This is a genomic window from Dactylosporangium sp. CA-233914 (assembly GCF_050942935.1).
GTDB lineage: Bacteria > Actinomycetota > Actinomycetes > Mycobacteriales > Micromonosporaceae > Dactylosporangium.
Window position 1 is genome coordinate 8,056,834 of the sequence record NZ_CP192030.1, and the last position, 25,123, is coordinate 8,081,956.

The following is a 25,123-nucleotide window of genomic DNA, read 5'->3' on the forward strand; positions in this document are numbered from 1 at the left end:
TGTCGTTCCGGGCGCCGCTCGCAGGTGCGATCGCCCGCCGCCGGGTACGCACATCATCTCGTGGATCATGCGTCGGCGAAATGGCAGGCGGCCCAGTGTCCGGATCTGACCTCGCGAAGAACGGGCTCTTCGAGTGCACACACGTCCTGCGCCTTCCAGCATCGGGTCCGGAACCGGCAACCGCTGGGCGGGTCGAGCGGGCTGGGCAGGTCCCCCGAGAGCACGATCCGCTCACGCCCGCCGGCCTCGCCGGACGGGATCGCCGAGAGCAGCGCCTCGGTGTAGGGCATGAGCGGGTCCGCGTAGAGCGCCTGCGCATCGGCCAGCTCCACCAGCTTCCCGAGGTACATCACACCGACACGGTCACTGACGTGCTCGACCACGGAGAGGTCGTGGGAGATGAAGAGGTACGCCAGGCCCAGGTCCTGTTGCAGGTCGCGCATGAGGTTGAGCACCTGCGCCTGGACTGACACGTCCAGCGCCGAGACCGCCTCATCGGAGATGACCAGCTTCGGATTCATCACCAGCGCACGCGCGATACCGATGCGCTGTCGCTGACCGCCGCTGAACTGGTGCGGAAAGCGCCGCAGCTGGTCGCGGCGCAGGCCCACCCGGTCCAGCGCCTCCACCACCCGGTCGGTCCGTTCGCGGCGACCGACGCCCTGGACGGCCAGGCCCTCGCCGACGATCTGCTCGACCCGCATTCGCGGGTCCAGAGAGCTCATCGGGTCCTGGAAGATCATTTGTACCTTGGCCCGCGTCCGCTGCAGCTCACGCGAGCCGAGCCGGGTGACGTCCTGGCCGTCCAGCCTGATCGACCCGGACGTCGCCCGCTCCAGGTTCACGATCGTGCGCCCGAGGGTGCTCTTGCCGCAGCCGGACTCCCCGACCAGGCCGAGGGTCTCGCCGGCGCGCATGGCGAAGGACACCCCGTCGACCGCCTTCACGACGCCGCGCGACCGGCCGGCGCCGTCGGGGTTCTTCACCGTGAAGTACGTGCTGACGTCCTGAAGCTCCAGGAGGGGTACCTCAGACATGCCGCACGCCCGCGCCCGGAACGCCGGGGGCGTCCACATGCAACCAGCACGCGACCGATCGCCCGTCTGGGAACTGGACCACGGGTGGCCTCTCCTCGCACTTGGTCATGACATGCTTGCATCGGTTGGAGAAGGGGCAGCCGCGCGGCATGTCGGCCGGCGACGGCACCGCTCCCGGGATGGTCGCGAGCTTCTGCCCCCTGGTCCCGGCCGACGGTGCGGATCCGAGCAGCCCGATCGTGTATGGGTGCAGCGGATCGGCGAGCAGCTGGGAGGCGGGCGCGTGCTCCATCACCCGCCCGCCGTACATCACGATGACGTCGTCGCAGACCTCGGCCACCACGCCCACATCGTGGGTGATCAGCACGATCGCCGTGCCGACCCGGGTACGCAGCTCCTTGATCAGGTCCAGGATCTGCGCCTGGACGGTCACGTCGAGCGCGGTGGTGGGCTCGTCGAGCACGAGCAGGCCGGGATCGTTGGCCAGCGCGATCGCCAGGACCACGCGCTGGCGCATACCGCCACTGAGCCGGTGCGGGTACTCGTGGAAACGCCGTTGCGGCGACGGGATGCCCAGCTGCCCCAGCAGCTCGACGGCCCGCGCTGCCGCGGCGGACTTGGACACGTCCTGGTGCGCGCGGATCGCCTCCACGATCTGGGGGCCGATCCGCTGCACCGGGTTCAGGGCCGTCATCGGGTCCTGCAGGACGAGGCCGATCTCCTTGCCCCGCAGCGCGCGCATCGACTTGCCGGACGCATGCGTGATGTCCTGGCCGCGGAAGCGCACCGTGCCGCCGGTGACACGGCCGGGCGCCGGGATCATCCCGACGACCGACATCGCGGTGACGCTCTTGCCCGAGCCCGACTCGCCGACCAGGCCGACGCTCGCCCCGGGCGCGACCGAGAAGCTCACCCCGTCGACGACGGTGACGTGCCCGTGGCCCGCCGGGAACTCCGCCACCAGGTCCACGACGTCCAGGACGGGAGCAGGCTCGTTCACCGCGCGCTCCCGGACAGCGTCGCCCGGGCACCGCGGTCGACCCGCAGCTGCCCGGCCTGCATCACCATCTCCACGTCGCGCAGCCCGCGCAGGTCCCCGAGCGGGTCGCCGGCCACCGCGACCAGGTCCGCGGCCAGGCCCGGTACGACGCGCCCGGCCTCGTCCGCGAAGCCGAGCACGTCGGCGGCCAGCCCGCTCGCCGCGTGGACGGCCTCGACGGCGCTCATGCCGCCTTCGGTCATCAGCCACAGCTCGTCGGGCAGGCTGTCGAACTCGGTGAAGCGCCAGCCCGCGTCGGTCCCCGCGATGAACGGCACCCCGAGCGAGCGCATCCGCCGGAACTGCTCAAGCGTGTCGCCCAGCATCCGGTCCCAACGGTCGCGCTGCCGGCGCTGCTCGGCGTCGGGATTGTCGATCGCGTCCACGGACCGCTTCACGTCGTACCCGACCACCAGCGTCGAGGTCACCGGGATGCCCGACGCCGCCAATCGCTCGGCGACCTGCGGCGAGTACTCCTGGTGCTCGAAGTCGACCAGGAACAGGCCGTGCTCGACGCCGTCGACGCCGGCCTCGATCGCGTCCTTGAGCGACTCGGCGCAGACGGTGTGGGTGGTCACCTTCAGCTCGAGCCGGTGCGCCTCCTCGGCGATCGCCCTGAGCTCGGCGCGGGTGAAGGACGGCCGGTGCACCAGGGTGCCCTTCGTGCCGCCGCCCGAGCCGATCACCTTGATCCAGTCGGCGCCGGCCTTCTTCAGCCGCCGTACCCCCGTCCGGACCCCCTCGACGCCGTCCACCTCGCCGCCGAACGGCCAGCAGTGACCACCGGAGATGGTCAACGGGTGGCCGCAGACGAGGAGCCGGGGAACTCGCCCCCGGCCCAGCTCGGCGGCCCGGCGCAGGTCGAAGACCGTGCTGCCCCGGGAGCCGGTGTCACGAAGCGTCGTGATACCGGCCTCCAGCGCGATCCGGGCGGCGTGGTTGGCGGCCGCGACGAACACCCCGTCGCTCTCCCGCGCCCAGTCCTCGAACTCGGACCCGTCCCCCGGAAGGTTCATGTGCACGTGCGCATCGGTGAGCCCCGGCAGCAGGGTGCAGCCGGCGAGGTCCAGGACCCTCGTCCCCGGGCGCTGCGCGCCGTCCGGCAGCCGACCCTGGTGGACGGCCACGATCCGGCCGTCCTCGACGAGCACCACCGGGTCGTCGACGACCGCACCCCCGGTGCCGTCGACGAGCCGATCGGCGCTGACCACCCAGGACGTGGCCGCCGTGTCCGCGTACGAACTCATCGGTGGACCCCGGCGAAGTGCAGGAAGCCGCCACCGGACATGATCACGCCCTTGATGCTCTTGTCCATCAGGATCAGGTCCTGCTCCGGGCGCTCCGGAAGCAGCAGCCCGAGCTCGAGGATCCGCTTCTGGGCGTCGACGTAGAGGGACTTGCGACGCTCCAGGTCACTGGTCGACGCGGCCTCGTCCAGAAGGGCGTCGAGCTGCTTGTCCGAGACCTTGCTCCAGTTGAAGAACGCGCCGGTGACGAACCACTGGTTGAGGATCACCGGGTCGAGGGAGACGAAGGACGACGGGGTGATGTTGTTCTTGCCCTTGTCGCCGGACTCGAGGTACGCCGCACGCCCCTGCAGCTCGATGTTGGCTTCGATGCCGTTGTCCTGCAGCTGCGCCTGAATCGCCTCGGAGACGCTGACGTACTGCGGAACGTCGGAGAACGCGCCGATCGACAGGGACAGCCGCTTGCCGTTCTTCTCCCAGAACTTGCCGTTGCGGGTCCAACCGGCGCCCTGCAGCAGCTCGGCCCCCTTCGCCGGGTCGTGCGGGTAGAGCGACTCGAGCGACTTGTCGTAGCCGAAGGTGCCGGGCTGCAGGACGGTGTTGCTCGCCGGGAACGCACCCGACTCGGCCAGGTCCATGACCGCCTTACGGTCGACCATGTAGAGGATCGCCTGCCGCACCGCCTGGTCGTCGGTCGGGAACTTCGAGGTGTTGATCGAGGCGAAGTGGCCCATTCCCGTCGCACCCTTGGCCAGCGCCTGGTACTTGCCCTGCTGCGACTTGTAGATCGCGCCGGGCACCTTCTGCACGATCTGCGACTGTCCCGACTGCAGGGCGGCGACCCGCGCCTGCGGGTTGGGCGCGATCTTGAACTCGATGGTCGTGGGGCGCGTGTCGCCGAACCCGGCCGCCTTGGGAGCCCACTTGTAGTCCGTGTTCGACTTCAGCACCACGCTCTCGCTGGGCGTGAAGCTCTCCAGCCGGTACGGGCCGGTGCCGACCATCTCCGAGGACATCTTGGCGCCGTGCTCCTCGATCGCCTTCGGCGACTGGATGCCGAGGTACGGCGAGCTCAGGTCGGTGAGCAGCGGCGCGAACGGCTTGTCACAGGCGATCTGGACGACGAACTCGGAGACCGCGGAGGCCTTCTTGCAGGTCCCGAGCTGCTGGACGGCGAGGGTCGACTTCGTCTCCGGGGCGGTGATGTACTCGATGTTCTTCACCACGGCCGCGGCGTTGAACTTGGTGCCGTCGTGGAACGTCACGTCATTGCGCAGCGTGAAGGTGTACGTCTTCCGGTCGGCGGAGACCTCCCAGCTGGACGCGAGCCAGGGCGTCACCTCGGACTCGGGGGTGAGCCACACCAGCCGGTCAAAGATGTTCGAGATGATCGATCCGGTGTTGTCCTGGCTGGTCACCGCCGGGTTGAGCGGAGCCGGGTTGTCGGCCCAGGCGATCGACAGTGTGGTGAGCGGGCCGTCCGAGGATTTGGAGCCGCCGCCGCAGCCGGCAGCCGCGGCCGCGATCGCGACGACGCCCATGGCGCCGAGGAGTTGTTTGCGAATGCTGTACATGTGGATTCCCAACGAGTTCGTGGTTGAGGGTGAGCCGGTCGAACCTCCGGGGCAGGGGGCCCGGAGATTCAGCGACGGGAAAGGGCGGGGTCGAGGGCGTCGCGGAGACCGTCACCGATCAGGTTGACGGCTACCACGTAGGCGGACAGGAAGACGCCGGGGAACACCGTGAGCCACCACGCGAAGGCGATGTAGTCCTGGCCTCCGCTGAGCAGGACACCCCACTCGGGATTCGGCGGTGAGACACCCATGCCGAGGTAGCCGAGCGCGGCGATCCACAGTGCCGCGAAGCCCGTCCAGGTGGTGGTCATCACCAGGATTCCGGAACGGATGTTGGGCAGCACATGGGTCCACGCGATCCGCAGCTTCGACGCGCCGAGCACGACCGCGGCGTCGACGTAGGCGCGCTGGCGGATCTCGGCGGTGGCGCCCTCGACCATCCGGGCGTAGGCGGGCACCGCGACCAGCGCGACGGCCAGGACCCCGTTGCGTAGCCCCGGACCGAGCACCGCGCCCGCGGCCAGGGCGAGCAGGATCCCCGGGAAGGCGAGCAGCAGGTCGACGATCCGCATCAACACGAATCCGACCGGGCCGCCGTACAGGCCGGCGATCAGGCCCATCGCGGTGCCGACGATCCCGCCGAGGATCACGATGACCAGGCTCGCGCCGACCGTCGCGCGGCCGCCGTAGACCACCCGGGAGAACAGGTCCCGCCCGAACGAGTCGGTGCCGAACAGGTGCTCCGCCGAGGGCGTGAGGAAGGTGTTGCCCGGACTGCTGAGCTTCGGGTCGGCCAGCCCGAACACCGGCGCCACCACGATGAACAGCAGCACGATGCCCAGGATGAGCAGGCCCAGCGACAGGCTCTTGTGTACGAGCATCGCCCGCAGCCGGGCCGGGGCACTCGCGGTCGGTAGCAGCGCGCCCTGAGCGGCGTCGGGCTGGACGGGAACGGACGGGGGCGGGCTCATGCGCGGCCTCGCAGGACTCGGGGGTCGAGGACCGGGTAGAGCAGGTCGACGGCCAGGTTGATCAGCGCGTACATCAGGCACGTCAGCAGGACGACGGCCTGGACCGTCAGGTAGTCGCGCGCGAGGATGGAGTCGACCAGCAGCCGCCCGAGTCCCGGCCTGGAGAAGATCATCTCCACCATGACCGTGCCGGAGAGCACGCCACCGACCTGGAGGCCGGTGATGGTCAGCACCGGCAGCACCGCGTTGCGGGCCGTGTGCCGCGTCAGCACCCGGCCCTCGCTGATCCCCTTCGCGCGCGCCGTCACCACGAAGGACTGCCGGTGTGCCTCGATGACGCTGGACCGCACGAAGCGGCCGATGTAGCCCACGCCGCCCAGCCCGAGCGTGATCCCCGGAAGGATCGCCCCGGACAGGCCGGTACCGCCGAGCACGTCGAAGATCGGGATCTGTACGCCGAAGAGCAGCAGCAGGAGCAGGCCGAGCCAGAATGAGGGAATCGAGAGCAGCAGCACCGAGGACCCCATCAGCACGGTGTCCAGGACGGAGCCCCGCTTCAGTGCGGCGATCATCCCCACGGCGACGCCGCCGACGAAGGCCACCACGAGGGCGATCAGGGTGAGCTGCAGCGTCGGCACCGCGTTCGCGACGATCAGCTCCGAGACCGGCTTCTGCTGGCTGAAGGAGCGGCCGAAGTCGCCCTGGAACACCCGCCCGAGCCACCGGAAGTACTGCACCGGCAGCGGTTCGTCGAGGCCGAGCTGAGCCCTGATGCTCGCCAGTTGCTCCGTGTCACCGCCGCTGGTGCCCAGCAGCACCCGGGCCGGATCGCCGGGGATCAGGCGGACCATCGTGAAGACGATGACGGAGACGCCCACCAGGAGGCCGCCGAGCGCGGCGAGCCGACGGAGCACGTAGCCGATCATGCGGAGCCCCGATACTCGCGCGGGTCGCAGATCAGCCCGTAGTGCTGGGGACGGCGGTCCTGCGCCACCATCCGCTCGTCGCCGAGACCGAAGGAGAAGTCCGCGAAGCCCTGCAGGCACATCTCGGGCAGGACCAGGACGTCGGCATCCTGCGCGGCTGCCTCGTCGAGCAGCTCAAGGATGCGCCGCAGGTTCGCTTCCTTGTTCCGCGCCACCTTCATGTTGGCGACGGCAAGAACCGTGTCCGCCATGGTCAGCTCCCCTCAGGGCTGCCTCCTGGGCCGACCCGCCGACCTGCCCGGGAGACGTCCGCGACGGAGCCTGGCTCCGCGAACACCCGCAGGTCGCTCGGGTCCTTGCCCAGGACGACGGCGTCGAAGATGTGCCCGGGCGCGATCCGGCCGTCCTCGGCCTCGCGGCCGACGAGACCATGGCCGATCGCCATGACGCGCTCGCCGTCCACGAGTACGTCCGTCGGGGCGCCGAGCGCGCCCCCTTCGTCGAGAACCGCCGCGTTGCGGTCGATCACCTTGCTCACCGAGAATTTCGCTCCTGTCGTGCGCGCGCCCCCGGGAGGCGTGCCTGCTGATACGTGTGATCTGGCGCGGCGAGCGCGTCGCGGCGCCGGTGGCAGTGGCCCGGGTACCGCGTCACGCCGACCGCCCGAGCCCGCCGGCGACGTCGATCGCGGTCCCGGTGATGTACGAGGCTCGGTCGCTGGCCAGGAAGGCCACCACCGCGGACACCTCAGCGACGTCGCCGAACCGGCCCAGCGGGATCTCCCTCGCCGCCAGCTGATCGAGGAACTCCTCGCGTGGCTGGTCCGGCGCCTTGCGCTGCCACAGGGAATCCCATTGCGGGGTGGCGATCAGCCCGACGTTCACGGCGTTCACCAGGATCCCGGCCGGGCCGTACTCCTGTGCCAGCACCTTGGTCAGGTTGTGGCACGCCGCCCGGGTAACCGAGCTGGCGAAGAACGACGCATCGGGGTTGCGTGCGTACACGGCGCCGATGTTCACCACCCGCGGCGCCACCGACTTCTTCAAATGCGGCAGCGCTTCCCGGACGACGTTGAGCTGGGCGAAGAGCTTGATCTCGATGTCGCGCTGCCACGCCTCGTTCGACAACTCCTCGAACGAACCCGCGGTCGCGCCGCCGGCGTTGTTCACCACGATGTCCAGACCGCCATGCGCGGCGACCGCCGCGGCGACCAGCGCGCGCACCTGCTCCGCGTCGGTGACGTCGCAGGCCCGGGCGTGCACCCGCCCGTCGCCGTCGGCCGCGAGGCGTTCGGCCGCGGCATCGACTTCGGCCGGGGTGCGAGCGCAGATGGTGACGTCAACGCCTTCGCGGAGCAGTTCCTGGGCGACCGCGAAGCCGATGCCCTTCGTGGCGCCGGTGACCAGGGCCCGGCGCCCCTCGAGGCCTAGTCGCACAGCTCGGAGGAGGCGACGATCGCCGCGTCGGCCTGTGGGACCAGGGTCTTGCGCGGCGGGTTGAAGAAGTCGACCTGAACGCAGGGCACGTCCAGGGTGTGCGCGCCGTGCGGCACCCAGGACGGCACCACGGCGACGTCGCCGGGGCGCATCAGCCGGGTGTGGCCATTGAGCTGGAAGTGCAGTTCGCCCTCGAGCACCAGCACGATCTGCTCCTCCTCGTGGGTGTGCAGGGGCGCCTCGGAGTGCGGCGCGTAGGTCACGAAGTTCAGCAGCGTGTTCGAGCCCAGGATCGGCTGGAACGACAGCCCCGGAAGGATCTCGACCGGGTCGATCGCGGTGCGGTCGACGTACCGCCCGGTCCCGGTCGCGGTGCCGGTCGCCTCGACAGCGAAGTGGGTCGCCGGGTCATTCACGGATGCCTCCTGGGTTGGGGGACCTGAGCTTCGACACAGTTGGATGAAATCTTTCAACTGAGTGTCCCGAGAGGCTTGCACACTGACGTTCGCCAGTCAACAGGCGTCCTGGGGTTTACAGACGTTTTGATCTCACTCTACTGTTCTTACGGCCGCCAAGCTCGGCAATCCCTCGACACCACGACGGTCCCTCCCGCGCACCGGCACGGGAGGGACCTCGACGCGCGCCGGAACCGCGCCACACGTCTTCGAAAGGACGTCCGCAGTGACGACTCCACCGCCCCTGATGCTGGAGACCAGCGAGCAACTCGTGACCTGCAAGGATGAGTCGACAGGCCTGCGCGCGGTCATCGCCATCGACAACACCGTGCTCGGGCCCGGGCTCGGCGGGATCCGCTACCGCCCCTACGAGGACCTGTGGTCGGCCGGCATCGAGGCGCAGCGACTCGCGGCCGCCATGACACTCAAGAACGCGATAGCCGGTGTTCCGTTCGGCGGCGCGAAGTCGGTCGTCGTCCAGGACGGCCCGCCGCCGCGCGGGCGCGACGCGCTGTTCCGCCGGTTCGGGGAGTTCGTCGCCCGGCTCGGCGGCACCTACATCCCGGGCGTGGACATGGGCACCAGCTCGAACGACCTGCGCACGGTCGGCTCCGCCGGGGCCGAGGTCTCCTGCACCGACGTCGACCCGTCCCCCTGGACCGCGCTGGGTGTCTTCCACTCCATCGCCGCGGCCGCCGAGCAACACCTCGGCACCGACGGCCTCGACAACGTCCGGGTGCTGGTCCAGGGCGTGGGTCATGTCGGTGCCCGCCTGGCCGAACTGCTCACCGAGGCCGGCGCCGACGTGCTCGTCAGCGACGTGGACCAGGCCCGCGCGGCGGAGATCGCCGACCGGCTCGGCGCCGGGACGGTGGCCCCGGACGAGGTCACCACGACCGCGTGCGACGTTTTCGCACCGTGCGCGACCGCGCGCGTGATCACCCACAGGAACCTCGCCGGGCTCCCGGCGAAGGTGGTCGCGGGCGGCGCGAACGACACCCTCGAGGACGAGGACTGCGCTCACGAACTGCACGCCCGCGGCGTGCTCTACGTGCCGGACTTCGTCGCCAACGGCGGGGGCGTCATCCACGTGCAGGCGATGCGGTCCGGCTGGGACGACGCCCGGACAACCGCGGCGATCGGCCGCATCGGCGACCGGGTCGGCGAGCTCATCGAGCACAGCCGGACGGCCGGCACCACCCCACTGCAGGCAGCGCTGACCAAGGCCCGCGAGCTGGTCGCCGTTGCGGAAGGAGCCTGACGATGGACGCCGTCACCACGCCCCCGGCACCCCTCAACGAAGGTGTCCGCCAGTACCGGCCCGGCAGTGCCGAACGGGTCGCCCTCGAAGCGGCGCTCCGCGATCAGCAGGACGGACCCGCGGACCTGCCCTGCACGATCGGCGGGGTGCATCGACTCGGCTCCGGCACCCGCTTCGAGGTCACTCGGCCCGATTCCCACCGGCAGGTCCTCGGCGTCCTCGGCGAGGCGACCGAAGCCGACGCCGCGGATGCCGTCCGTACGGCTTCCGACGCGGCCGAGGAGTGGTCGGCACTGCCCTTCGACGACCGCGCGGCGGTCTTTCTGAAGGCCGCGGACCTGCTCTGCGGGCCGTGGCGAGCGACGCTCAACGCCGCGACGATGCTCGGCCAGTCCAAGACCGCGGTCCAGGCCGAGATCGACGCCGCCTGCGAACTGGCGGACTTCTGGCGGTTCAACGTCCATTTCGCCCGGGAACTGCTCGCCGAGCAGCCGGCCGGGCACAACCCGGGCGAGTGGAACCGGATGGACCACCGGCCCCTCGACGGCCTCGTCTACGCCGTCACGCCGTTCAACTTCACCGCGATCGCGGCCAACCTGCCGACCGCACCGGCGTTGATGGGCAACACCGTGATCTGGAAGCCGGCCCCGACGCAGACCCTCGCCGCGTGCCTCACGCTGCGGCTGCTGGAGGAGGCCGGCCTGCCCCCGGGGGTGATCAACCTGCTCACCGGCACCGGCACGGCGGTGTCCTCCGTCGTCCTGGCCGATCCGCGACTCGCCGGCATCCACTTCACCGGGTCCACGGCGACCTTCAAACACCTGTGGCGCAGCGTGGCGGCCAACCTCGACGTCTACCGCGCCTACCCCCGGCTGGTCGGTGAGACCGGCGGGAAGGACTTCGTCGTCGCGCACTCGAGTGCGAACCCGCCGGCACTGATCACCGCGCTCCTGCGCGGCGCGTTCGACTACCAGGGCCAGAAGTGCTCGGCGGCCTCGCGCGCCTACCTGCCCGCGTCCCTGTGGGCCAACATCAAGGACGAGCTGATCGGCGCCACCGAGGCGCTCACGATGGGCCCGGTCACCGACTTCGGGAACTTCATGGGGGCGGTGATCGACGACCGGTCGTTCGCACGCAACCGAGCGGCGCTCGACCGCGCCCGCGCGCTCGATCGAATCGAGATCCTCGCCGGCGGCAGCTACGACGACGCCGAAGGTTACTTCGTCCGTCCGACGATCCTCAGCTGCGCCGATCCCAGGGACGAGATCTTCAGCACCGAGTACTTCGGGCCGATCCTCGCCGTCCACGTCTACCCGGACAACGACTTCGAGGGCGCGCTGCGCCAGGCGGACGAGGCGACGCCGTACGCGTTGACCGGGTCCGTCTTCGCCCGGGACCGCCGGGTGATCGCGGCCGCCACCGCCCGGCTACGCCGTTCGGCCGGCAACTTCTACATCAACGACAAGCCGACCGGCGCCGTCGTCGGCCAGCAACCGTTCGGCGGCTCCCGGATGTCGGGCACCAACGACAAGGCCGGCGCCGGCCACAACCTGCGGCGCTGGGTCTCGCCCCGATCGATCAAGGAAAATTTCGTACCGCCGGCCACGCACGGATATCCGCACATGGAGGCATGAGCGAGCACTGAGGGGTTACCCGCCCGGCGGTGGCGGGGAGCCGGTGCTGCCCCGGACCACCAAGCGGGCGGGGCGCTCCTGGTGCGACTCCGGGGACCGGCCGTCGATGACGTCCAGCAGGACGCGGGCGGTGTGGGCGCCGTAGGCCTGGATGTCCCACGACAGTGCCGTCAGTGCCGGGCGGACCAGCACGCACAGCTGCGAATCGTCGCCGGCCACGATGGACAGCTCGCCCGGCACCACGACGCCCATCTCCTGTGCCACGTTGAGCGCCGCGACTGCCATCAGGTCGTTGTCGTACATGATGGCGGTCGGCCGGTCCCGGCGGGACAGCAGCGCCCGGGTGGCCCGGGCGCCCTCCTCCCAGGTGTAGTCGGTCTCGGCGATCTGCGGGTCGCCGAGACCGTGGCCGAGGACCGCCTCGCGGAACGCCTCGATCCGCACCTGGGTGTGATCGAGAACAGGCAAACCAGCGACGCGGGCGATGCGGCGGTGGCCCAGCGCCACCAGGTAGTCGACCACCGACACCACGGCCGCCCAGTCGTCCGTCCACACCGCCGGCAGCCGCGTGTCGCCGCGCGGGCGGCCGACCAGCACGGCGGGCATCTGCAGCTCCTCGACCACCGGGAGCCGGGTGTCCTGCGACCACAGATCGGTGATCACCATGCCGTCGACGCGTCGCTCGGCCCAGCACAGCCGCATCGCCTCGATCGCGGCCTTGTCGTCCTCGACGATCTGCAGCAGCAGCCCGATCCGCCGCTGGGACAGGTCGCGCTCCAGCCCGGCGATGAACCGCATGAAGAACGGCTCGACGCCGAGTGTGTCGGCCGGGCGGGCGAGGACCAGCCCGACGCTGTGCGCCCGGGACCCGGACAGCGACCGGGCCGCCACGCTGGGCCGCCAGCCGATCTCGTTGGCGATGTCCAGGATGCGCTTGCGGGTCTCCGACGACACGCCGGGCCGGCCGTTGAGCGCGTACGACACGGCGCCGATGGACACCCCGGCCCGGGCCGCGATCTCGCCGATGGTCGGCCGCTTCACCGCCTGCCTCCAGCGGAATCGACCCGGGCGATCAGCTGGTTGGCGCTGCGCAGCACCAGCGGGTCGAGGAATGCGTCCGCCGCGACCGCCGCCGCGGTGCGGATCGTGAAGGCGACCGTCTCCTCCGGCAGCAGCGTCACCAGCGCCTCGTCGACGTGCGCGTCGGGGGCGACCCGGTCGGCGAGTACGGTCAGATCGCGGACGAAGGTGCCCGCGGTCACCGTCAGGCGGAACCCGGCCACGACCGGTTCCACCCGCGCGGACAGCCGCGGCCGCGGCAGCGCCGCGTCAACATCCTCCGCGAAGTGCCAGAACGCCCGGTCCGGGCGGGCGCCGGCCACGACGATCTCGCGGGCCGGGTCGCCGGCCCGCGCCACCGCCGTCGGCAGCGGCACGGTCAGGGTGCCCCGGGCGGCGACATCCACCGGCACGGTGACCGTGGCCAGCACGGCGCCGCCGAAATGGCGCCGGCTCACCGGGACCTCGGCCCGCCACGGCCGACCGGTGTCGTTGACCGCGACCAGGGCGAGCCCGCCATCGCGCGGCTGAATGGTCAGCAGCCGGTCGCGGAAGCTGCGCCGCAGCGCGTACCACAGCGGCTTGCACCGCCCATCGCCGTCCACCGCCGACCATGAGATCGCCGGCCACACGTCGTTGAGCTGCCAGACCACGGCGCCCATGCACAGCGGCGCGAGCGAGCGGAGGTGCTCGACGCCCAACGCGATCGCGCGTGCCTGGTTGAGCGAGGTGGCCCAGTGCCAGTCCTCGAATGTCTCCGGCGGCGGTAGGTGCCCGGCCAGGCCGCGGGCCAGCTTGCCGTTGCCGTCGTCGGCCTTCTGGTGCAGCAGGACGCCGGGCGAATCGGGCCGCATGGGCTCGTCGTGGACGGCCCGGGTCAGCGTCGCCCAGGCCGGGGGGCCCTGGAAGCCGAACTCGGCGACGAATCGGGGGGTGTAGCGGCGGTATTCGGCGTAGTCGTGGGTGTTCCACACGTCCCAGATGTGGGTGGTGCCGTGCGGCGGCTCGTTCGGGTGCCGCGCCGGGTCGAGCGAGTACGGCGAGCCGGGCGAGTAGGGCCGGGTCGGGTCGAGCTCGGCGACGATGTCCGGCAGCAGCTCGCCGTAGTAGCCCCAGCCCCAGGTGCGGCCGTCCAGCTCGGCTGGCCAGCCCCAGTCGTGGTATCCCCAGACGTTCTCGTTGCAGCCGTTCCACAGCACCAGGCTGGGATGGCGGCTCAGCCGTGTCACCGCCTCACGGGCCTCCGCCTCAACCTCGCCGCGCAGCGGCTCCTCCTCGGCATAGGCAGCGCAGGCGAAGAGGAAGTCCTGCCACACCAGCAGGCCCAGCTCGTCGCAGACGTCGTAGAAGTCGTCGCTCTCGTAGATGCCGCCGCCCCAGACGCGCACCAGGTTCACGTTGGCGTCGCGGGCCTGGGTGAGCCGCTCGGCATACACATCGCGGCTCACCCGGCTGGGAAAGCAGTCGCCCGGTATCCAGTTGACGCCGCGGGCGAAGACCCGCTCGCCGTTGACGACCAGCGTGAATGGCGTGCCGTCGGCGTCTGGCGTGGTGTCCAGCGTGACGGTGCGGAACCCGATCCGGCCGCGCCACCGCTGGCCGTCCAGGCGGACGACGACATCGTAGAGCGGTTGGTCGCCGTACCCCCGCGGCCACCAGATCCGGGCATCCGGCACTCGCAGCTCGACCACGGCCGTCTCCTCGCCGGCGGGCACCCACGTCGCGGCCTGGACATCGCCGACCTCGACCTCCAGCCGCAGCGGATCCCGCCAGCCGGTTACCCAGCGCAGGTCCACGTGCGCGCGGACGACGCCGGTGTCGCCGTCGATGCCGACCAGGGGCCGGACGCCAGTAATGCCGGCCGCCCGCCGGGTCTCCAGGTAGATCGGCCGCCAGATGCCGACCGTCAGCATCTGCGGGCCCCAGTCCCAGCCGTAGTCGCAGGCCATCTTCCGCACGGCGTTGAACGGGTGCCGGTTCACGTGCGGCCGCGGACCGAGATCGGCAGCTGCCTGCTCGGCGGCGCTCAGCGCGCCCGTGAACGTGACGGCGAGCGTGTTGTCGCCGGGACGCAGCAGGTGGGTCGCCGGGAAACGGTGGGTGCGGTGCATGTTGCCGGCCCGGCCCATGACGGCGCCGTTGAGCTCGATCTCGGCGACGGTGTCCAGGCCGAGCGCGACGAGGTCCACCGGGTCGTCGCCGCCGGCCCACGTGAACACGGTCTCGTAGCGCCAGTCCACGCGGCCGATCCAGGCCAGCAGCCGCTCGTTCTCGTCGAGGTACGGGTCCGGGATGATCCCGGCGGTGAGCAGGTCGAGGTGCACGCACCCGGGCACGGTGGCCGGGATGCTCCGGCCATCGCACAGATCGAGGTCCGCAGGCACGTCGCCGCCCACGGCGCGCACCGTCCAGCCGCCATGGATATCGATCCGTGTCACTTGGTGGCACCCATCGTGAAGCCGTTGTAGATGAACCGTTGCAGGAGCAGGAAGACCACCAGGGTGGGCAGGATGACCAGGACCGCACCGGCGCAGATGACCTCCCAGTGCGCGCCGTACGGGCCCTTGAACCGGAACAGTGACGTGGAGATGACGGCGAGGTCGGACGAGGGCATGTACAGGAAGGGGACGTAGAAGTCGTTGTAGATGACGACACCCTTGACGATGACGACGGTCGCGATGGCCGGCTTGAGCAGTGGCAGGATCACGCTGCGGTAAATGCGGAACGACGATGCCCCGTCGATGCGGGCCGCCTCGTCCAGCGAGACCGGGATGACCCGCATGAACTGCACGAAGATGATGATCGACACGATGTCGGTGCCGGTGTACAACGCGATCGGCGCCCACCGCGTGTTGAAGATGCCGAACGAGTTGACCACCTGGAACGTCGCCACCTGGGTGGTGACACCGGGGACGAGCGCGGCGAACAGGAACAGGGCGATCACCAGGCGGCGCAGACGGAACCGGAACCGGTCCAGCACGTACGCCGTCATCGATCCGATGAGGACCGTGCCCACGACCGAAACCACCAGGATCACCGTGGTGTTCAGGAACGCGGTCAGCATGTGGCCCTGGGTGAAGGCGAAGCTGTAGTTGTGCAGGTTGAGCCAGTCGTGCGGCAGGTCGAGCGGCCCGCCGTTGGCCGACTCCCGCTCGGTCTTGAACGACGTGGTGAACACGACCAGCAGCGGCAACAGGGTCACCGCCGCCGCGATCACCAGCGACAGGTACTTGGCGGCGACGGCGCTGCGGGCGGCAATCCCGCGCTCGCCTCGGATGCGCCGCCGCCGAGCGAGGACCGGGACCGTCATACCAGGTCAACTCCTTCTTCGGGGACGAGACGCCGCTGGATCCAGGTGATCAGCATGACGATGAGCAGCAGCACGACGGCGGCGGCCGAGGCCAGCCCGACCTTGTTGAACTGGAAGGCCAGCTTGACCGTCTGGATGACGAACGTCGTGCTGCCGTTCGCGCCCGTGGTCATGATGTACGGGATCTCGAACACCGACAGCGAGCCGGAGACCACGAGGATCGCGCTCAGGCCGATGACCGGCCGGATGCCCGGCAGGATCAGGTGACGGACCTGGTGCCAGCGGTTCGCGCCGTCCATCTCCGCCGCCTCGTAGATCTCGGCCGGGATGGACTGGATCGCGCCGAGGAACAGCACGAAGTTCAGCCCGAGGTACCGCCACAGCGACACCGACGCGAGGGACCAGTTGACCAGGTCGGGGTCGCCCAGCCATAGATGCTGGCCGCGCACGCCGAAGAGCCGCAGGACGGAGTCGAGGGTGCCGCCCGGCTGGAAGAAGTACAGGAACACGAACCCGATGGCGACGCCGTTGACGAGGTACGGGAAGAACAGCACGCCCTTGAAGAAGTTGCGGAACCGCACGTTGAAGCTCAGGACGGTGGCGAAGTACAGCGCCAGCAGCATCTGCACCGCACCCGAGGCCAGGTAGAACCCGCTGACGAAGAAGACCTGGAACAGATCCGGCCGGGAGAACAGCTCGACGTAGTTGGCCTGCCCCACGAACGGCGCATCGGGGCTGAACCCGTCCCACTTGGTCAGGCTGTAGAAGAGCAGGTTCGCGACGGGCACGTATGTGAACGTCAGCAGGAATGCCAGTGGTACGGCGAGAAACAGCCACGGCGTGAACCGGGTGAGCAGCCGGCGGCCGGGCTCCCGCGCCCTCGTCGGCGCCGGGGCGGCCGGGGCGTCGGCTCGGGCCGTCGTCGCGGTGATGCCGGTGTCGTGTCGATCGGTCATTTTGCCTCGCTCATCGTTGTCGGTGCTGCGGGCGGGGCCGGCGACCGGATGGCCCGGCCCCGCCTTTCCGCTCAGGCGCCGGCCGACTTGATCGCGGCGGACCACTTCTTGTTGAGCTCCGCGAAGTAGGCGTCGCGGCTGCCGCTGGCGGCGCCCCGCGCCAGATCGACGATGTGCTGGCGGTAATCCGGCTTGTTCAGGCCGATCTCCGACTCGTTGTCGATCTTCGACACCTGGGCGTTCTTCTCCTGGGTCAGCTCGATGAACTGCACGCCTGCGTCCTGGTACGCCTTGAGCTCCGGCGGTAGCGCCCCCGCCTTCAGCGTCGGCAGCAGCGCCTCGTCCTGCGCGAAGGTGCTCTTGTCGACGAACCAGTCGACCCAGGCCCGCGCGGCCTCCTTGTGCTTGGAGTGGATGCTCACGCCCTGTGCGTAGTCGGGTTGGATGATCGCGCAGTAGTGCCCGCCGACCTGCGCCGGCCATGGCATGAAACCGATGTCCGCCGGGTCCTTGCCGGCCTTCTTCGCGGCCGACTTCATCTGGGAGATCGCCCAGGACGCCAGCATCAGCGTCCCGATCTTCCCGGTGGCGATACCGCTCTTGGCGCCGCCGTCCCAGGCCGTCGTCGTCGGGTCGGCCTCCACCAGCTTGTCGTGCACCACGTCGTAGAGCAGGGAGTCGATCTGGTTCAGCTCCTTGCCGGCGGCCCACGGGGCGGCGTCGGTGGCCAGGTTGTCGTTGGCCTTCGTGTCGCAGCTGCCCGAGCCCAGGTTGAACTGCCAAGCCGTCATCGGCCAGCCCTCGTGGTAGATCGTGTAGAGCGGCGTCGCCGACGTCTTCGACTTGATCGCCTGCAGGTCGGCGCGGAACTCGTCCAACGTGGTGGGCCACTTGGTGATCCCGGCCTGCTGCCAGACCGCCTTGTTGTAGACCAGGCCGTTCGCGTTGCCGTTGGTCGCGATGCCGTAGACCTGCCCGTTGTACGTGGTCTTGTCGACGAAGCGGTACTTCTGGCTGAGCTCGGCCGTGGTGCCGAGCGGAGCGAAGAACTTCGGGTAGTCGGGCACCGGCACGGCACCCGGGATCATGAGCACGTCGCCGTAGTCGTCGCTGTTCATCCGGACCTTGACGTCGGTCTCGTAGGCGACGATCGCCTCGAACTTGACATGCACGTTGGGGTAGATCTTGTTGAACTCGGCCGCGTACCGGTCCAGGGTGCCGTCGGACGCGAGGTCGGTCTTATGGGTGAGCACCGTGATGTCCCCGCTCACCTTGGCCGGGTCGGTCGGGGCCGCGGCCGTGCCGCCGTGGTCGCCGCCCGAGCAACCGGTCACGGTCAAGAGCAGCGCCGCGGCCAGTACAGCCGCCGATCGCAGATTCATATGCCTTCTCCCGGCTTTAACGTTTAAGCACTGAATGCGACTACCGGCCTGGCCGAGGCTTGCTAGGCAAGCCGCGGCCAGGCCCGGTTTGCTTGCGAATGGTTACGGGTTCTGGGTGAGCAGGTGCGCCTTGAAGCCCTCACCGAAGCCGGCCGTCGGCGTCCCGGTGTAGTCGTTGATCAGCACGTTGCCCTGGCTGCAACCCCACGGGTTCCAGGTCCACGCCAGGTATCCGACGCCGTGCGTGTCGGCCCATGCCATCACCTGGTCGATGTAGTCGTGGGCGCACGTGTTCTGGCCGATTTCACCGGCCGTCACCGGCACCTGCGCGGCGACCGCGCCGATCTGGCTGTCCCAGCACGCGACGGTGACGCAGGCGTTGAAGTTGTACGTGTGCCAAGACGCCATGATGTTGCCGGCGGGGTCGGTGGGCTTGTAGGTCAGCCACTGGGTCAGGTCGTTGGTCCAGGTCAGCCCGGCAACCATGATCACGTTGGTGGCGCCGGTGGCGCGGACGGTGTTGACCAGCGTCTGCATGCCCGCCACCGGGTAGCTGATGCCGGTGCAGGTGCCGCCGTCGCGCAGGCACTTCCATGCGGCGGTGGCGTCCGTCCAGTTGTTGGCCGCGTCCGGGTAGGGCTCGTTGAACAGGTCGAACACGACCGCGTTGTTGCCCTTGAACATGGTCGCGACCTGCGTCCAGAACGTCGGCGCGTACTGCGCGTCCGGCATCGGCTTCTGGCAGGTCGCGTTGGCGTCCGAGCAGGCCGATGCCTGGCCGGTGTACACGCCGTGGTTCCAGTGCATCTCGACGATCGGGTTGATGCCGTTGGCGACGAGCAGGTCCACGTAGTCCTTGACGGCCTGCTGGTAGGTAGCGCCGCTGGGCGTGCCGAACGTGCCCAGCCAGCAGTCCTCGTTCAGCGGGATCCGCACAGCGTGGATGTTCCACGCCTTCATCGCGTCGACGGAGGCCTGGTCGGGCTGCGCGCTGTCCCACATGCCCTTGCCCTGCACGCACGCGAACTCGGCGCTGGCCCGGTTGACGCCCAGCAGCCGGTAGTTCGCGCCGGCGGCGGTCACCAGGTGGTTGCCGGACACGTGCAGGGCCGGGGCGGCCCCGCCGGTGTTGCCCGAGTTGACCCTGATGGAGATCGGGGTGGTGGTCGCCGTCGCGCCGGCATTGTCCACCGCGCGGGCGCTCACCGAGTACGTCCCGGCGGCAACGTTCGTCCAGGAGAACGTGTACGGCGCGGAGGTGTCCGAGCCGAGCACCGTCGAGCCGTTGAGGAACTCGACGCGCGCGATGCTGCCGTCGGGGTCGCTCGCGGTCGCCGCGAAGCTGACGGTCGCGGGCGCGGTGTACGTCTGACCGGCCGACGGGCTGGTCAGGCCGACCGTCGGCGGCCGGTTGCCGCCGGACGAACTGGTCGACGGACTCGGGCTGGTCGTGCTGCCGGTGCACGCGACCCCATTGAGCGCGAAGTTGGTCGGCTGCGGGAACGGGCTCGGCGGGGTGGAGCCGCCGGCGGAGCGGGTCCACTCGCCCTGCATGCCTACGCTCGCGTCGGTGCCGCCCGTGGCGATCGATCCGTTCCAGCCGGCATCGGTGGCGGTGATCGCGGTGGTACCCGTGAAGGTGGCGTTCCAGCCGCTCGTGCGGGTCTGACCGGCGGGCAGCGTGAACGTCAGGGTCCAGTGGCTGATCGGGTCGCCGAGGTTCTTGATCGCAAGCGTGGTGGTGAAGCCACCCGCCGTGGGCGACGACTGCCACGTGTTGAGATTCTGGTACGTGACCGAGCAGCCGGTGGCGGCGGCCGAGGCCGGCAGCGCGACAGCCGCCATGCCGGCCGCCACCAGCACGCCGGCAGCGCAGGACGCCAGCAGCGTTTTTCGGTGACTCATGCGGTCTCCTAGTTCCTGGGGACGTCGTCCATCGACGTGCCAAGCAACCTGGAGGCCTTAAACCTTTAAGTCAAGGGGGTAGTACGCGGCTCGCGGCTCGGAGGTGCCGGTGAACCACTCATCTGAACAGCCTGGCCAAGGGACACAGAAAATCGGCAGCCAAGGGTCCCGCACGGGTCCGGTGTGAAACTTTCGAAACCGTGCCGTTCGATCCCCCGGGCCCGGCTGCCCGTCGACGCCGGTGGACACGGCACGCTGACGGTCTGGGTGGGCAGTGGCTCCAGCGTCGCGGTCCCAAGCTCGTCGGAGGCTACAGCCAGATCTGCTCCCAATGGCGGTCGCCCCAACCGTCCTGGTTCACGAGATACCCGCGGAAGATCTCGACGACCTCCTCAAGCGTGTCGACCTCGCATCGGAAGTGAAGATCCGGGCTGCCCTCGCGCCGCTCGACCCTGAACACTCCGGCTGGGATCTCGAATCGACCCCCGACGGCCGCCTGCAGGTAGTTCTCGCCGCCCCTGTCGACCATCAGATAATCGAGCCCGTCGCCAAGCCGGCGGACCTGCGACTCAACATCGAGGGCCGACGGCTGCGTGATCGGGCGGCCGTGCGATCGCTCCAGCGTCAGCCTCGGTACACCCAACCGGAACCCGGCCAACGGCACCCGGCCCAGATCCGGCATCCCCTCCAGCGGAATGCCCTCGATGACAAACCCGCACAACGCCGCCAACGCGTCCTCACCGAGCTCCAGAGGATGGAACGGCAGCGGATAGGGCTCATCGTCATCGTCATCGTCGTCATCCTCGACCGGATGCCGTCCAGCCCAGTACGCCTGCTCGAACGGCAGCCGGTCACCGTAATCCTCGACGATGCCATCATCAGGGCTCAGACACAGCGCTCGTTCGAGCGTTCCGTCTGCGCCCCAGACCCCGAAGCCAAGGAAGTCCGAGACGCTATGCATCGAGTGCAGAATCACGCGCCGGCCCGCCCCCTCGGCCAGCCAACCCGGCCGTAGATAACCGGGCCGAATCTCGCCCAGCTCGGCGGCGCAGATGACCGCGAGACCCCGGAACACTCCGGCGTACAGAAGGCCCTTCGGCGGGTTGATGTTCCGCCTCAGGTTGCCATCCTCGACCGCAACCACATCGAGCCCGGGCACCAGCCGCGCCACCAGCGCCTCGGTCGCCGCACGATCCAGTTCGACCGCATCGCGCAACGCCGTCGCCACATCACCTTCGGCATATACCAGCAGCGCTGTCTTGGCACCCATGCCCGGACACGCTACGGCAACGACGCCGCACCCAAGGCGGCCGATGGTCCCGCACCGGGATACGAACCGCAGGTGAGCGACGACAGAAGAATGCGACCCTGTGTCAGTCATTTGAAAAGAGTCAGCGCGATATTTTTACCAGTTGCATCAGTTGACAGGTGTTCGGCCTAGCATCTAACGTCCTCCCTGTCCAAGGACGCACTCGCGGACCGCCGAACACTTCGCACACGACCCTCGTTGTCGTCTCACCGCGGATGATGCGGCTTACGACAACGCGGTTATGCAGTGATCGCGGGCACAAGGTGGAAGGCAGTTGCGTGACCAATAGCACTCACCCGGCCGTTGGGGGCCATCACCGCCTCCAGCGACTTCGAGACGGGCGTTGCGGCCGTACGTTCCGATGAGAACGGCCCGGATCTCGCGCGCCTCCTCGACAAGAGGTCTACGCCGGGCCGGTTCGGCACACTGAGGGGAGTGTTTGGACTGGTCGCGTTCCTGGCCAGCTCCCGCGCAAGCTACATCACCGGTGCCGTCATCAATACATCCGCGTCACAGGCAAGTGCTCCTACATCACTACCGGCGAGCACCGCACGCAGGCCGGCCCGGTAATGCTCGGGCCTGTGCGGTGCCAGCCCATCACGGCACGGAACGGAAGGCTAGAGGAAATGCAGACGGTCATCTTCCGCAACGCTTCGATACTCAACCCGGCCGACGCGACGATCGTGCCCGACCAGACGATCGTGGTCGAGTCCGGGCGGATCGCCGACATCGCGTCCTCGGCCACCGCTCACGACGCCTTGACGATCGACGTCGCCGGCAAGACGGTGATGCCCGGACTCATCGACTGTCATACCCACCCGGCTGTCGTCGACATCGACGTGACCGCGATGGCCGAATGGCCCGCCAGCTACGTCACCGCCCTCGCGGGACGCGCGCTGCGGGGCATGCTCTACCGCGGCTTCACCACGATCCGCGATGTCGGCGGTGGCGATTTCGGCCTTGCCCGAGCCGTCGAGGAAGGGGTCTTCACCGGCCCGCGGATCTTCTACGGAGGCAAGCAGCTCACCCAGACCGGCGGGGCCGGCGACTGGCGGGCACCCGGCCGGTCGGTCTACGACGACAACTACCACTCGCCAGCGTTCGGGGTGATCTGCGACGGAGTGCCTGAAGTGCGCCGCGCCGTCCGCGAAGAGGTCCGCCGCGGCGCGCACCACATCAAGGTCTACCTCAGCGGTGCCGTCGACTCCGCATCAGACCGAATCGACTCCACACAGTTCTCCATCGAAGAGCTGCGTGCGATCGTCGAGGAAGCGAACGCAGCCAACATCTACGTGGCGGGACACGCATACACGTCACGGGCGATCAACCGCGGCCTGGAGTGCGGCGTCCGGAGCATCGAGCACGGCAACCTCATGGACGAGAGCAGCATCCCGCTCTTCCATCACCACAACGCGTTCTACGTGCCGACCATCGTCACCTACCATGCCCTCGCTGGTGCGGCGCGCGAGGGGCGGGTGCACGCCGATGTTGAAATGAAGCTCCAGGACGTCCTTGAGAAGGCCATGACGGCGCTTGAACTCGCGCATCGCTCCGGCCTGCGCATCGCCTTCGGCACCGACCTCTTCGCCGACCTGCACGATCAACAGCCTCAGGAGTTCGTCCTCCGGTCCGAGGTGCAGCCGGCCGCTGCGATCATCCGCTCCGCAACCACCACCGCGGCGGAACTCCTCGAGCGGACCGGCGAGCTCGGCGTCGTCGCTCCCGGCGCCTACGCCGACCTGCTTGTCGTCGATGGAAACCCACTCGAGGACATCCGCGTACTGACGAAGCCGGACGCCAGTCTCAAACTGATCATGAAGCAAGGCAGCATCGTCAAGAACGAGCTATGACCCCGCCGCATCGCACCACCGCCCGCCAGTAAGCCAGTTGATCCGCTTCACGGGCTCGAGAGGGGTGGAAGCGGCTGAGGTCCAGGTCCGGCGGACAGCCACACGGGCGGGGTATCCTTGCGCGCGTGTCGTTCTGATCACCTTCGGCCACGGTTGAGCAACTTGCCGCGCAGACCCTTGCCGGCCCTGCTCGCGGTGGCCGTCGTGTGGGTGGCGGCCGCCGTCGGACTGGCCGGTTCAGGGTTGCTGAGCCCGTGGTGGTCGACGTTCGCCGACGACATCGGACACTTCTCCGCCGCGCTCGCCGCGACCCTCGCCTGCTGGATCACCGCCGGCCAGCACTCCGGCGCGCAGCGGCGGTGGCGGCTGTGGATGGGCGCCGCGACATGCGGCTGGATGATCGGGCGGGCCATCTGGGCCTGGTACCAGCTGGTCCTCGACGTCACGCTGCCGTTCCCGTCGCTCGCGGACGCCGGATTCATATGCCTGCCGGTGTTCGCACTCGTGGCGCTCATTTCCCTGGCCACCGACCGGCCCGGGCCGGGCCTGCTGCGGCGCCGCTCGGGCCAGCTGGTGATGGTCCTCGACGGGCTCATCGTCGTGGGCGGGTTGTTCGTGCTCACCTGGGCCACCGCGCTCGGGTCCGTGGTGCGGGCCGGTGCTACTACCAAGCTCAACTACGCGGTCGCGATCGCCTACCCGGTCACCGAGCTGCTGCTGACCGTCCTGACCATTCTGCTGATCGCCGCAGCTTCGTCGGCGCCGATCCGGTTGCAGCTGATCATTCTCGGCACCGGGCTGTTCTCCATGTCGTTCTCCGACAGCATCTTCTTCTACCGACTGTCCAGAGGCGCGCAGAGCATACCGCCACTGACCCATGTCTGGCTCGTCACCGGGCTCGCACTCATCGCGGCCGCCGCGCTCACCCCGATCCAGGAGACGCCGCGCTGGGCGGTGCGCCCGCACGCCCGCTGGGGCCACCTGTTGCTGCCGTACGTGCCGGTCGCCGGTACAGGTGTGCTGTTCATCGTGCAGCTCGCCCGGGGCATCCCGATGGACAGCGTCCAGATCGCCGTCGAGACCGTGGTGATCGCGCTGCTGATCATCCGCCAGGCGGTCACGCTCGTGGAGAGCACCAACCTCGTCGCGTCGAGGGCGCGGCTCGTGCTCGCCACCGACCACACCCGCCGGCAGCTCGAACGCGACCTGCACGATGGCGTCCAGCAGCGACTCGTCTCGCTGACGCTCAACATCCGCCAGGCCGAGGCGAACGTACCGCCGGAGCTGGCCCAGCTCCGGCGCCAGCTGTCCGCCGTCGTGGCCGGGTTGAACGGCACGGTCGACGACGTGCGGGAGCTCTCCCGCGGCGTACACCCGGCGATCCTCACCGAGGGCGGCCTGCGCCCCGCACTCCGCGCACTGGCCCGCCGCTCCGCCGTCCCCGTGGAACTCGACATGCACGTGGACGGCCGGCAGCCGGAGCCGGTCGAGGTCGCGACGTACTACGTGGTCGCGGAGGCGCTGACGAACGCCGCCAAATACGCCGAAGCCACGCACGCCCGCGTCTACGTACAGGTCCGGGACAGCTACCTGCACCTGTCAGTACGCGACGACGGCGTCGGCGGCGCGGACCCCAAGCGCGGCACCGGCCTCACCGGACTGACCGACCGCGTCGAAGCACTGGGCGGCACGCTCACCCTCGACAGCCCGGCCGGCCACGGCACCCACCTGCAGGCCGATTTCCCGCTCGACCTACCCTGAAACGCCGCCCG

At 69.4% G+C, this 25,123-nt stretch carries 21 protein-coding genes; 4 read left to right on the forward strand and 17 right to left on the reverse strand.

Going from position 1 to position 25,123, the window contains the following annotated elements; translation table 11 throughout:
* Positions 1 to 65: 65 nt before the first annotated feature.
* From ACQPY0_RS35835 to ACQPY0_RS35880, 10 genes are all read right to left on the reverse strand, one after another.
* Positions 66 to 1,037: an ABC transporter ATP-binding protein gene (locus tag ACQPY0_RS35835; protein ID WP_432970867.1), complete on the reverse strand. Its 972-nt coding sequence runs from the start codon at positions 1,035 to 1,037 to the stop codon at positions 66 to 68.
* Positions 1,030 to 2,037 (reverse strand): ABC transporter ATP-binding protein, encoded by a 1,008-nt coding sequence (locus ACQPY0_RS35840; RefSeq protein WP_432970870.1) that lies wholly within the window; start codon positions 2,035 to 2,037, stop codon positions 1,030 to 1,032. The genes ACQPY0_RS35835 and ACQPY0_RS35840 overlap by 8 nt, the downstream gene beginning before the upstream one ends.
* Positions 2,034 to 3,323, reverse strand: coding sequence for an amidohydrolase family protein (locus ACQPY0_RS35845; RefSeq protein WP_432970873.1), 1,290 nt, complete (start codon positions 3,321 to 3,323; stop codon positions 2,034 to 2,036). The genes ACQPY0_RS35840 and ACQPY0_RS35845 overlap by 4 nt, the downstream gene beginning before the upstream one ends.
* Complete coding sequence (locus tag ACQPY0_RS35850; protein ID WP_432970876.1) at positions 3,320 to 4,897, reverse strand: ABC transporter substrate-binding protein; 1,578 nt, start codon at positions 4,895 to 4,897, stop codon at positions 3,320 to 3,322. The genes ACQPY0_RS35845 and ACQPY0_RS35850 overlap by 4 nt, the downstream gene beginning before the upstream one ends.
* A gap of 68 nt (positions 4,898 to 4,965) precedes the next feature.
* A complete protein-coding gene (locus ACQPY0_RS35855; RefSeq protein WP_432970879.1) occupies positions 4,966 to 5,868 on the reverse strand; it encodes an ABC transporter permease in 903 nt (300 codons plus the stop codon).
* Entirely contained in the window at positions 5,865 to 6,782 is a 918-nt protein-coding gene (locus ACQPY0_RS35860; protein WP_432970882.1) for an ABC transporter permease, read from the reverse strand. The genes ACQPY0_RS35855 and ACQPY0_RS35860 overlap by 4 nt, the downstream gene beginning before the upstream one ends.
* Positions 6,783 to 6,790: 8 nt before the next feature.
* On the reverse strand, positions 6,791 to 7,045 hold the full coding sequence (locus ACQPY0_RS35865) for a nitrilase-related carbon-nitrogen hydrolase (protein ID WP_432970885.1): 255 nt from the start codon (positions 7,043 to 7,045) through the stop codon (positions 6,791 to 6,793).
* A 2-nt stretch (positions 7,046 to 7,047) separates the two neighbouring features.
* On the reverse strand, positions 7,048 to 7,332 hold the full coding sequence (locus ACQPY0_RS35870) for a hypothetical protein (RefSeq protein WP_432970888.1): 285 nt from the start codon (positions 7,330 to 7,332) through the stop codon (positions 7,048 to 7,050).
* A gap of 112 nt (positions 7,333 to 7,444) precedes the next feature.
* Entirely contained in the window at positions 7,445 to 8,230 is a 786-nt protein-coding gene (locus tag ACQPY0_RS35875; RefSeq protein WP_432970891.1) for an SDR family NAD(P)-dependent oxidoreductase, read from the reverse strand.
* Positions 8,221 to 8,646, reverse strand: coding sequence for a cupin domain-containing protein (locus ACQPY0_RS35880; RefSeq protein ID WP_432970894.1), 426 nt, complete (start codon positions 8,644 to 8,646; stop codon positions 8,221 to 8,223). The genes ACQPY0_RS35875 and ACQPY0_RS35880 overlap by 10 nt, the downstream gene beginning before the upstream one ends.
* 265 nt (positions 8,647 to 8,911) lie before the next feature.
* Here ACQPY0_RS35880 and ACQPY0_RS35885 point away from each other — a divergent pair, with 265 nt between their 5' ends.
* Entirely contained in the window at positions 8,912 to 9,946 is a 1,035-nt protein-coding gene (locus ACQPY0_RS35885; protein WP_432970897.1) for a Leu/Phe/Val dehydrogenase, read from the forward strand.
* A 2-nt stretch (positions 9,947 to 9,948) separates the two neighbouring features.
* Positions 9,949 to 11,580 (forward strand): L-glutamate gamma-semialdehyde dehydrogenase, encoded by a 1,632-nt coding sequence (pruA, locus tag ACQPY0_RS35890; RefSeq protein WP_432970900.1) that lies wholly within the window; start codon positions 9,949 to 9,951, stop codon positions 11,578 to 11,580.
* Between the two features lie 15 nt (positions 11,581 to 11,595).
* Here pruA and ACQPY0_RS35895 read toward each other — a convergent pair whose 3' ends face one another.
* The 7 genes from ACQPY0_RS35895 to ACQPY0_RS35925 all read right to left on the reverse strand — a co-directional run bounded on the left by ACQPY0_RS35895 (position 11,596) and on the right by ACQPY0_RS35925 (position 21,462).
* Positions 11,596 to 12,621, reverse strand: coding sequence for a LacI family DNA-binding transcriptional regulator (locus ACQPY0_RS35895; protein WP_432970903.1), 1,026 nt, complete (start codon positions 12,619 to 12,621; stop codon positions 11,596 to 11,598).
* Positions 12,618 to 15,077: a glycosyl hydrolase 2 galactose-binding domain-containing protein gene (locus tag ACQPY0_RS35900; RefSeq protein WP_432970906.1), complete on the reverse strand. Its 2,460-nt coding sequence runs from the start codon at positions 15,075 to 15,077 to the stop codon at positions 12,618 to 12,620. Before ACQPY0_RS35900 ends, ACQPY0_RS35895 begins: the two co-directional genes overlap by 4 nt.
* Positions 15,074 to 15,949: a carbohydrate ABC transporter permease gene (locus ACQPY0_RS35905; protein ID WP_432970909.1), complete on the reverse strand. Its 876-nt coding sequence runs from the start codon at positions 15,947 to 15,949 to the stop codon at positions 15,074 to 15,076. Before ACQPY0_RS35905 ends, ACQPY0_RS35900 begins: the two co-directional genes overlap by 4 nt.
* Positions 15,946 to 16,905, reverse strand: coding sequence for a carbohydrate ABC transporter permease (locus ACQPY0_RS35910; protein ID WP_432970912.1), 960 nt, complete (start codon positions 16,903 to 16,905; stop codon positions 15,946 to 15,948). The genes ACQPY0_RS35905 and ACQPY0_RS35910 overlap by 4 nt, the downstream gene beginning before the upstream one ends.
* Positions 16,906 to 16,976: 71 nt before the next feature.
* Positions 16,977 to 18,287: an ABC transporter substrate-binding protein gene (locus ACQPY0_RS35915; RefSeq protein ID WP_432970915.1), complete on the reverse strand. Its 1,311-nt coding sequence runs from the start codon at positions 18,285 to 18,287 to the stop codon at positions 16,977 to 16,979.
* 102 nt (positions 18,288 to 18,389) lie between these two features.
* Entirely contained in the window at positions 18,390 to 20,192 is a 1,803-nt protein-coding gene (locus ACQPY0_RS35920) for a cellulase family glycosylhydrolase (RefSeq protein WP_432970918.1), read from the reverse strand.
* A 310-nt stretch (positions 20,193 to 20,502) separates the two neighbouring features.
* Positions 20,503 to 21,462 (reverse strand): DUF6928 family protein, encoded by a 960-nt coding sequence (locus ACQPY0_RS35925; protein ID WP_432970921.1) that lies wholly within the window; start codon positions 21,460 to 21,462, stop codon positions 20,503 to 20,505.
* Between the two features lie 608 nt (positions 21,463 to 22,070).
* On the opposite strand from ACQPY0_RS35925, the gene ACQPY0_RS35930 reads away from it, so the two are divergent.
* Both ACQPY0_RS35930 and ACQPY0_RS35935 read left to right on the forward strand, forming a co-directional pair.
* Positions 22,071 to 23,351: an amidohydrolase family protein gene (locus ACQPY0_RS35930; protein WP_432970924.1), complete on the forward strand. Its 1,281-nt coding sequence runs from the start codon at positions 22,071 to 22,073 to the stop codon at positions 23,349 to 23,351.
* Between the two features lie 162 nt (positions 23,352 to 23,513).
* On the forward strand, positions 23,514 to 25,112 hold the full coding sequence (locus tag ACQPY0_RS35935) for a sensor histidine kinase (protein WP_432970927.1): 1,599 nt from the start codon (positions 23,514 to 23,516) through the stop codon (positions 25,110 to 25,112).
* Positions 25,113 to 25,123: the final 11 nt, after the last annotated feature.

Excerpts from the sequence above, each read along its gene's own strand:
- ACQPY0_RS35835 (WP_432970867.1), bottom strand. The coding sequence starts at position 1,037 with ATGTCTGAGGTACCCCTCCTGGAGCTTCAGGACGTCAGCACGTACTTC.
- ACQPY0_RS35845 (WP_432970873.1), bottom strand. The coding sequence starts at position 3,323 with ATGAGTTCGTACGCGGACACGGCGGCCACGTCCTGGGTGGTCAGCGCC.
- ACQPY0_RS35850 (WP_432970876.1), bottom strand. The coding sequence starts at position 4,897 with ATGTACAGCATTCGCAAACAACTCCTCGGCGCCATGGGCGTCGTCGCG.
- ACQPY0_RS35855 (WP_432970879.1), bottom strand. The coding sequence starts at position 5,868 with ATGAGCCCGCCCCCGTCCGTTCCCGTCCAGCCCGACGCCGCTCAGGGC.
- ACQPY0_RS35865 (WP_432970885.1), bottom strand. The coding sequence starts at position 7,045 with ATGGCGGACACGGTTCTTGCCGTCGCCAACATGAAGGTGGCGCGGAAC.
- pruA (WP_432970900.1), top strand. The coding sequence starts at position 9,949 with ATGGACGCCGTCACCACGCCCCCGGCACCCCTCAACGAAGGTGTCCGC.
- ACQPY0_RS35905 (WP_432970909.1), bottom strand. The coding sequence starts at position 15,949 with ATGACGGTCCCGGTCCTCGCTCGGCGGCGGCGCATCCGAGGCGAGCGC.
- ACQPY0_RS35910 (WP_432970912.1), bottom strand. The coding sequence starts at position 16,905 with ATGACCGATCGACACGACACCGGCATCACCGCGACGACGGCCCGAGCC.
- ACQPY0_RS35915 (WP_432970915.1), bottom strand. The coding sequence starts at position 18,287 with ATGAATCTGCGATCGGCGGCTGTACTGGCCGCGGCGCTGCTCTTGACC.
- ACQPY0_RS35920 (WP_432970918.1), bottom strand. The coding sequence starts at position 20,192 with ATGAGTCACCGAAAAACGCTGCTGGCGTCCTGCGCTGCCGGCGTGCTG.
- ACQPY0_RS35925 (WP_432970921.1), bottom strand. The coding sequence starts at position 21,462 with ATGGGTGCCAAGACAGCGCTGCTGGTATATGCCGAAGGTGATGTGGCG.
- ACQPY0_RS35930 (WP_432970924.1), top strand. The coding sequence starts at position 22,071 with ATGCTCGGGCCTGTGCGGTGCCAGCCCATCACGGCACGGAACGGAAGG.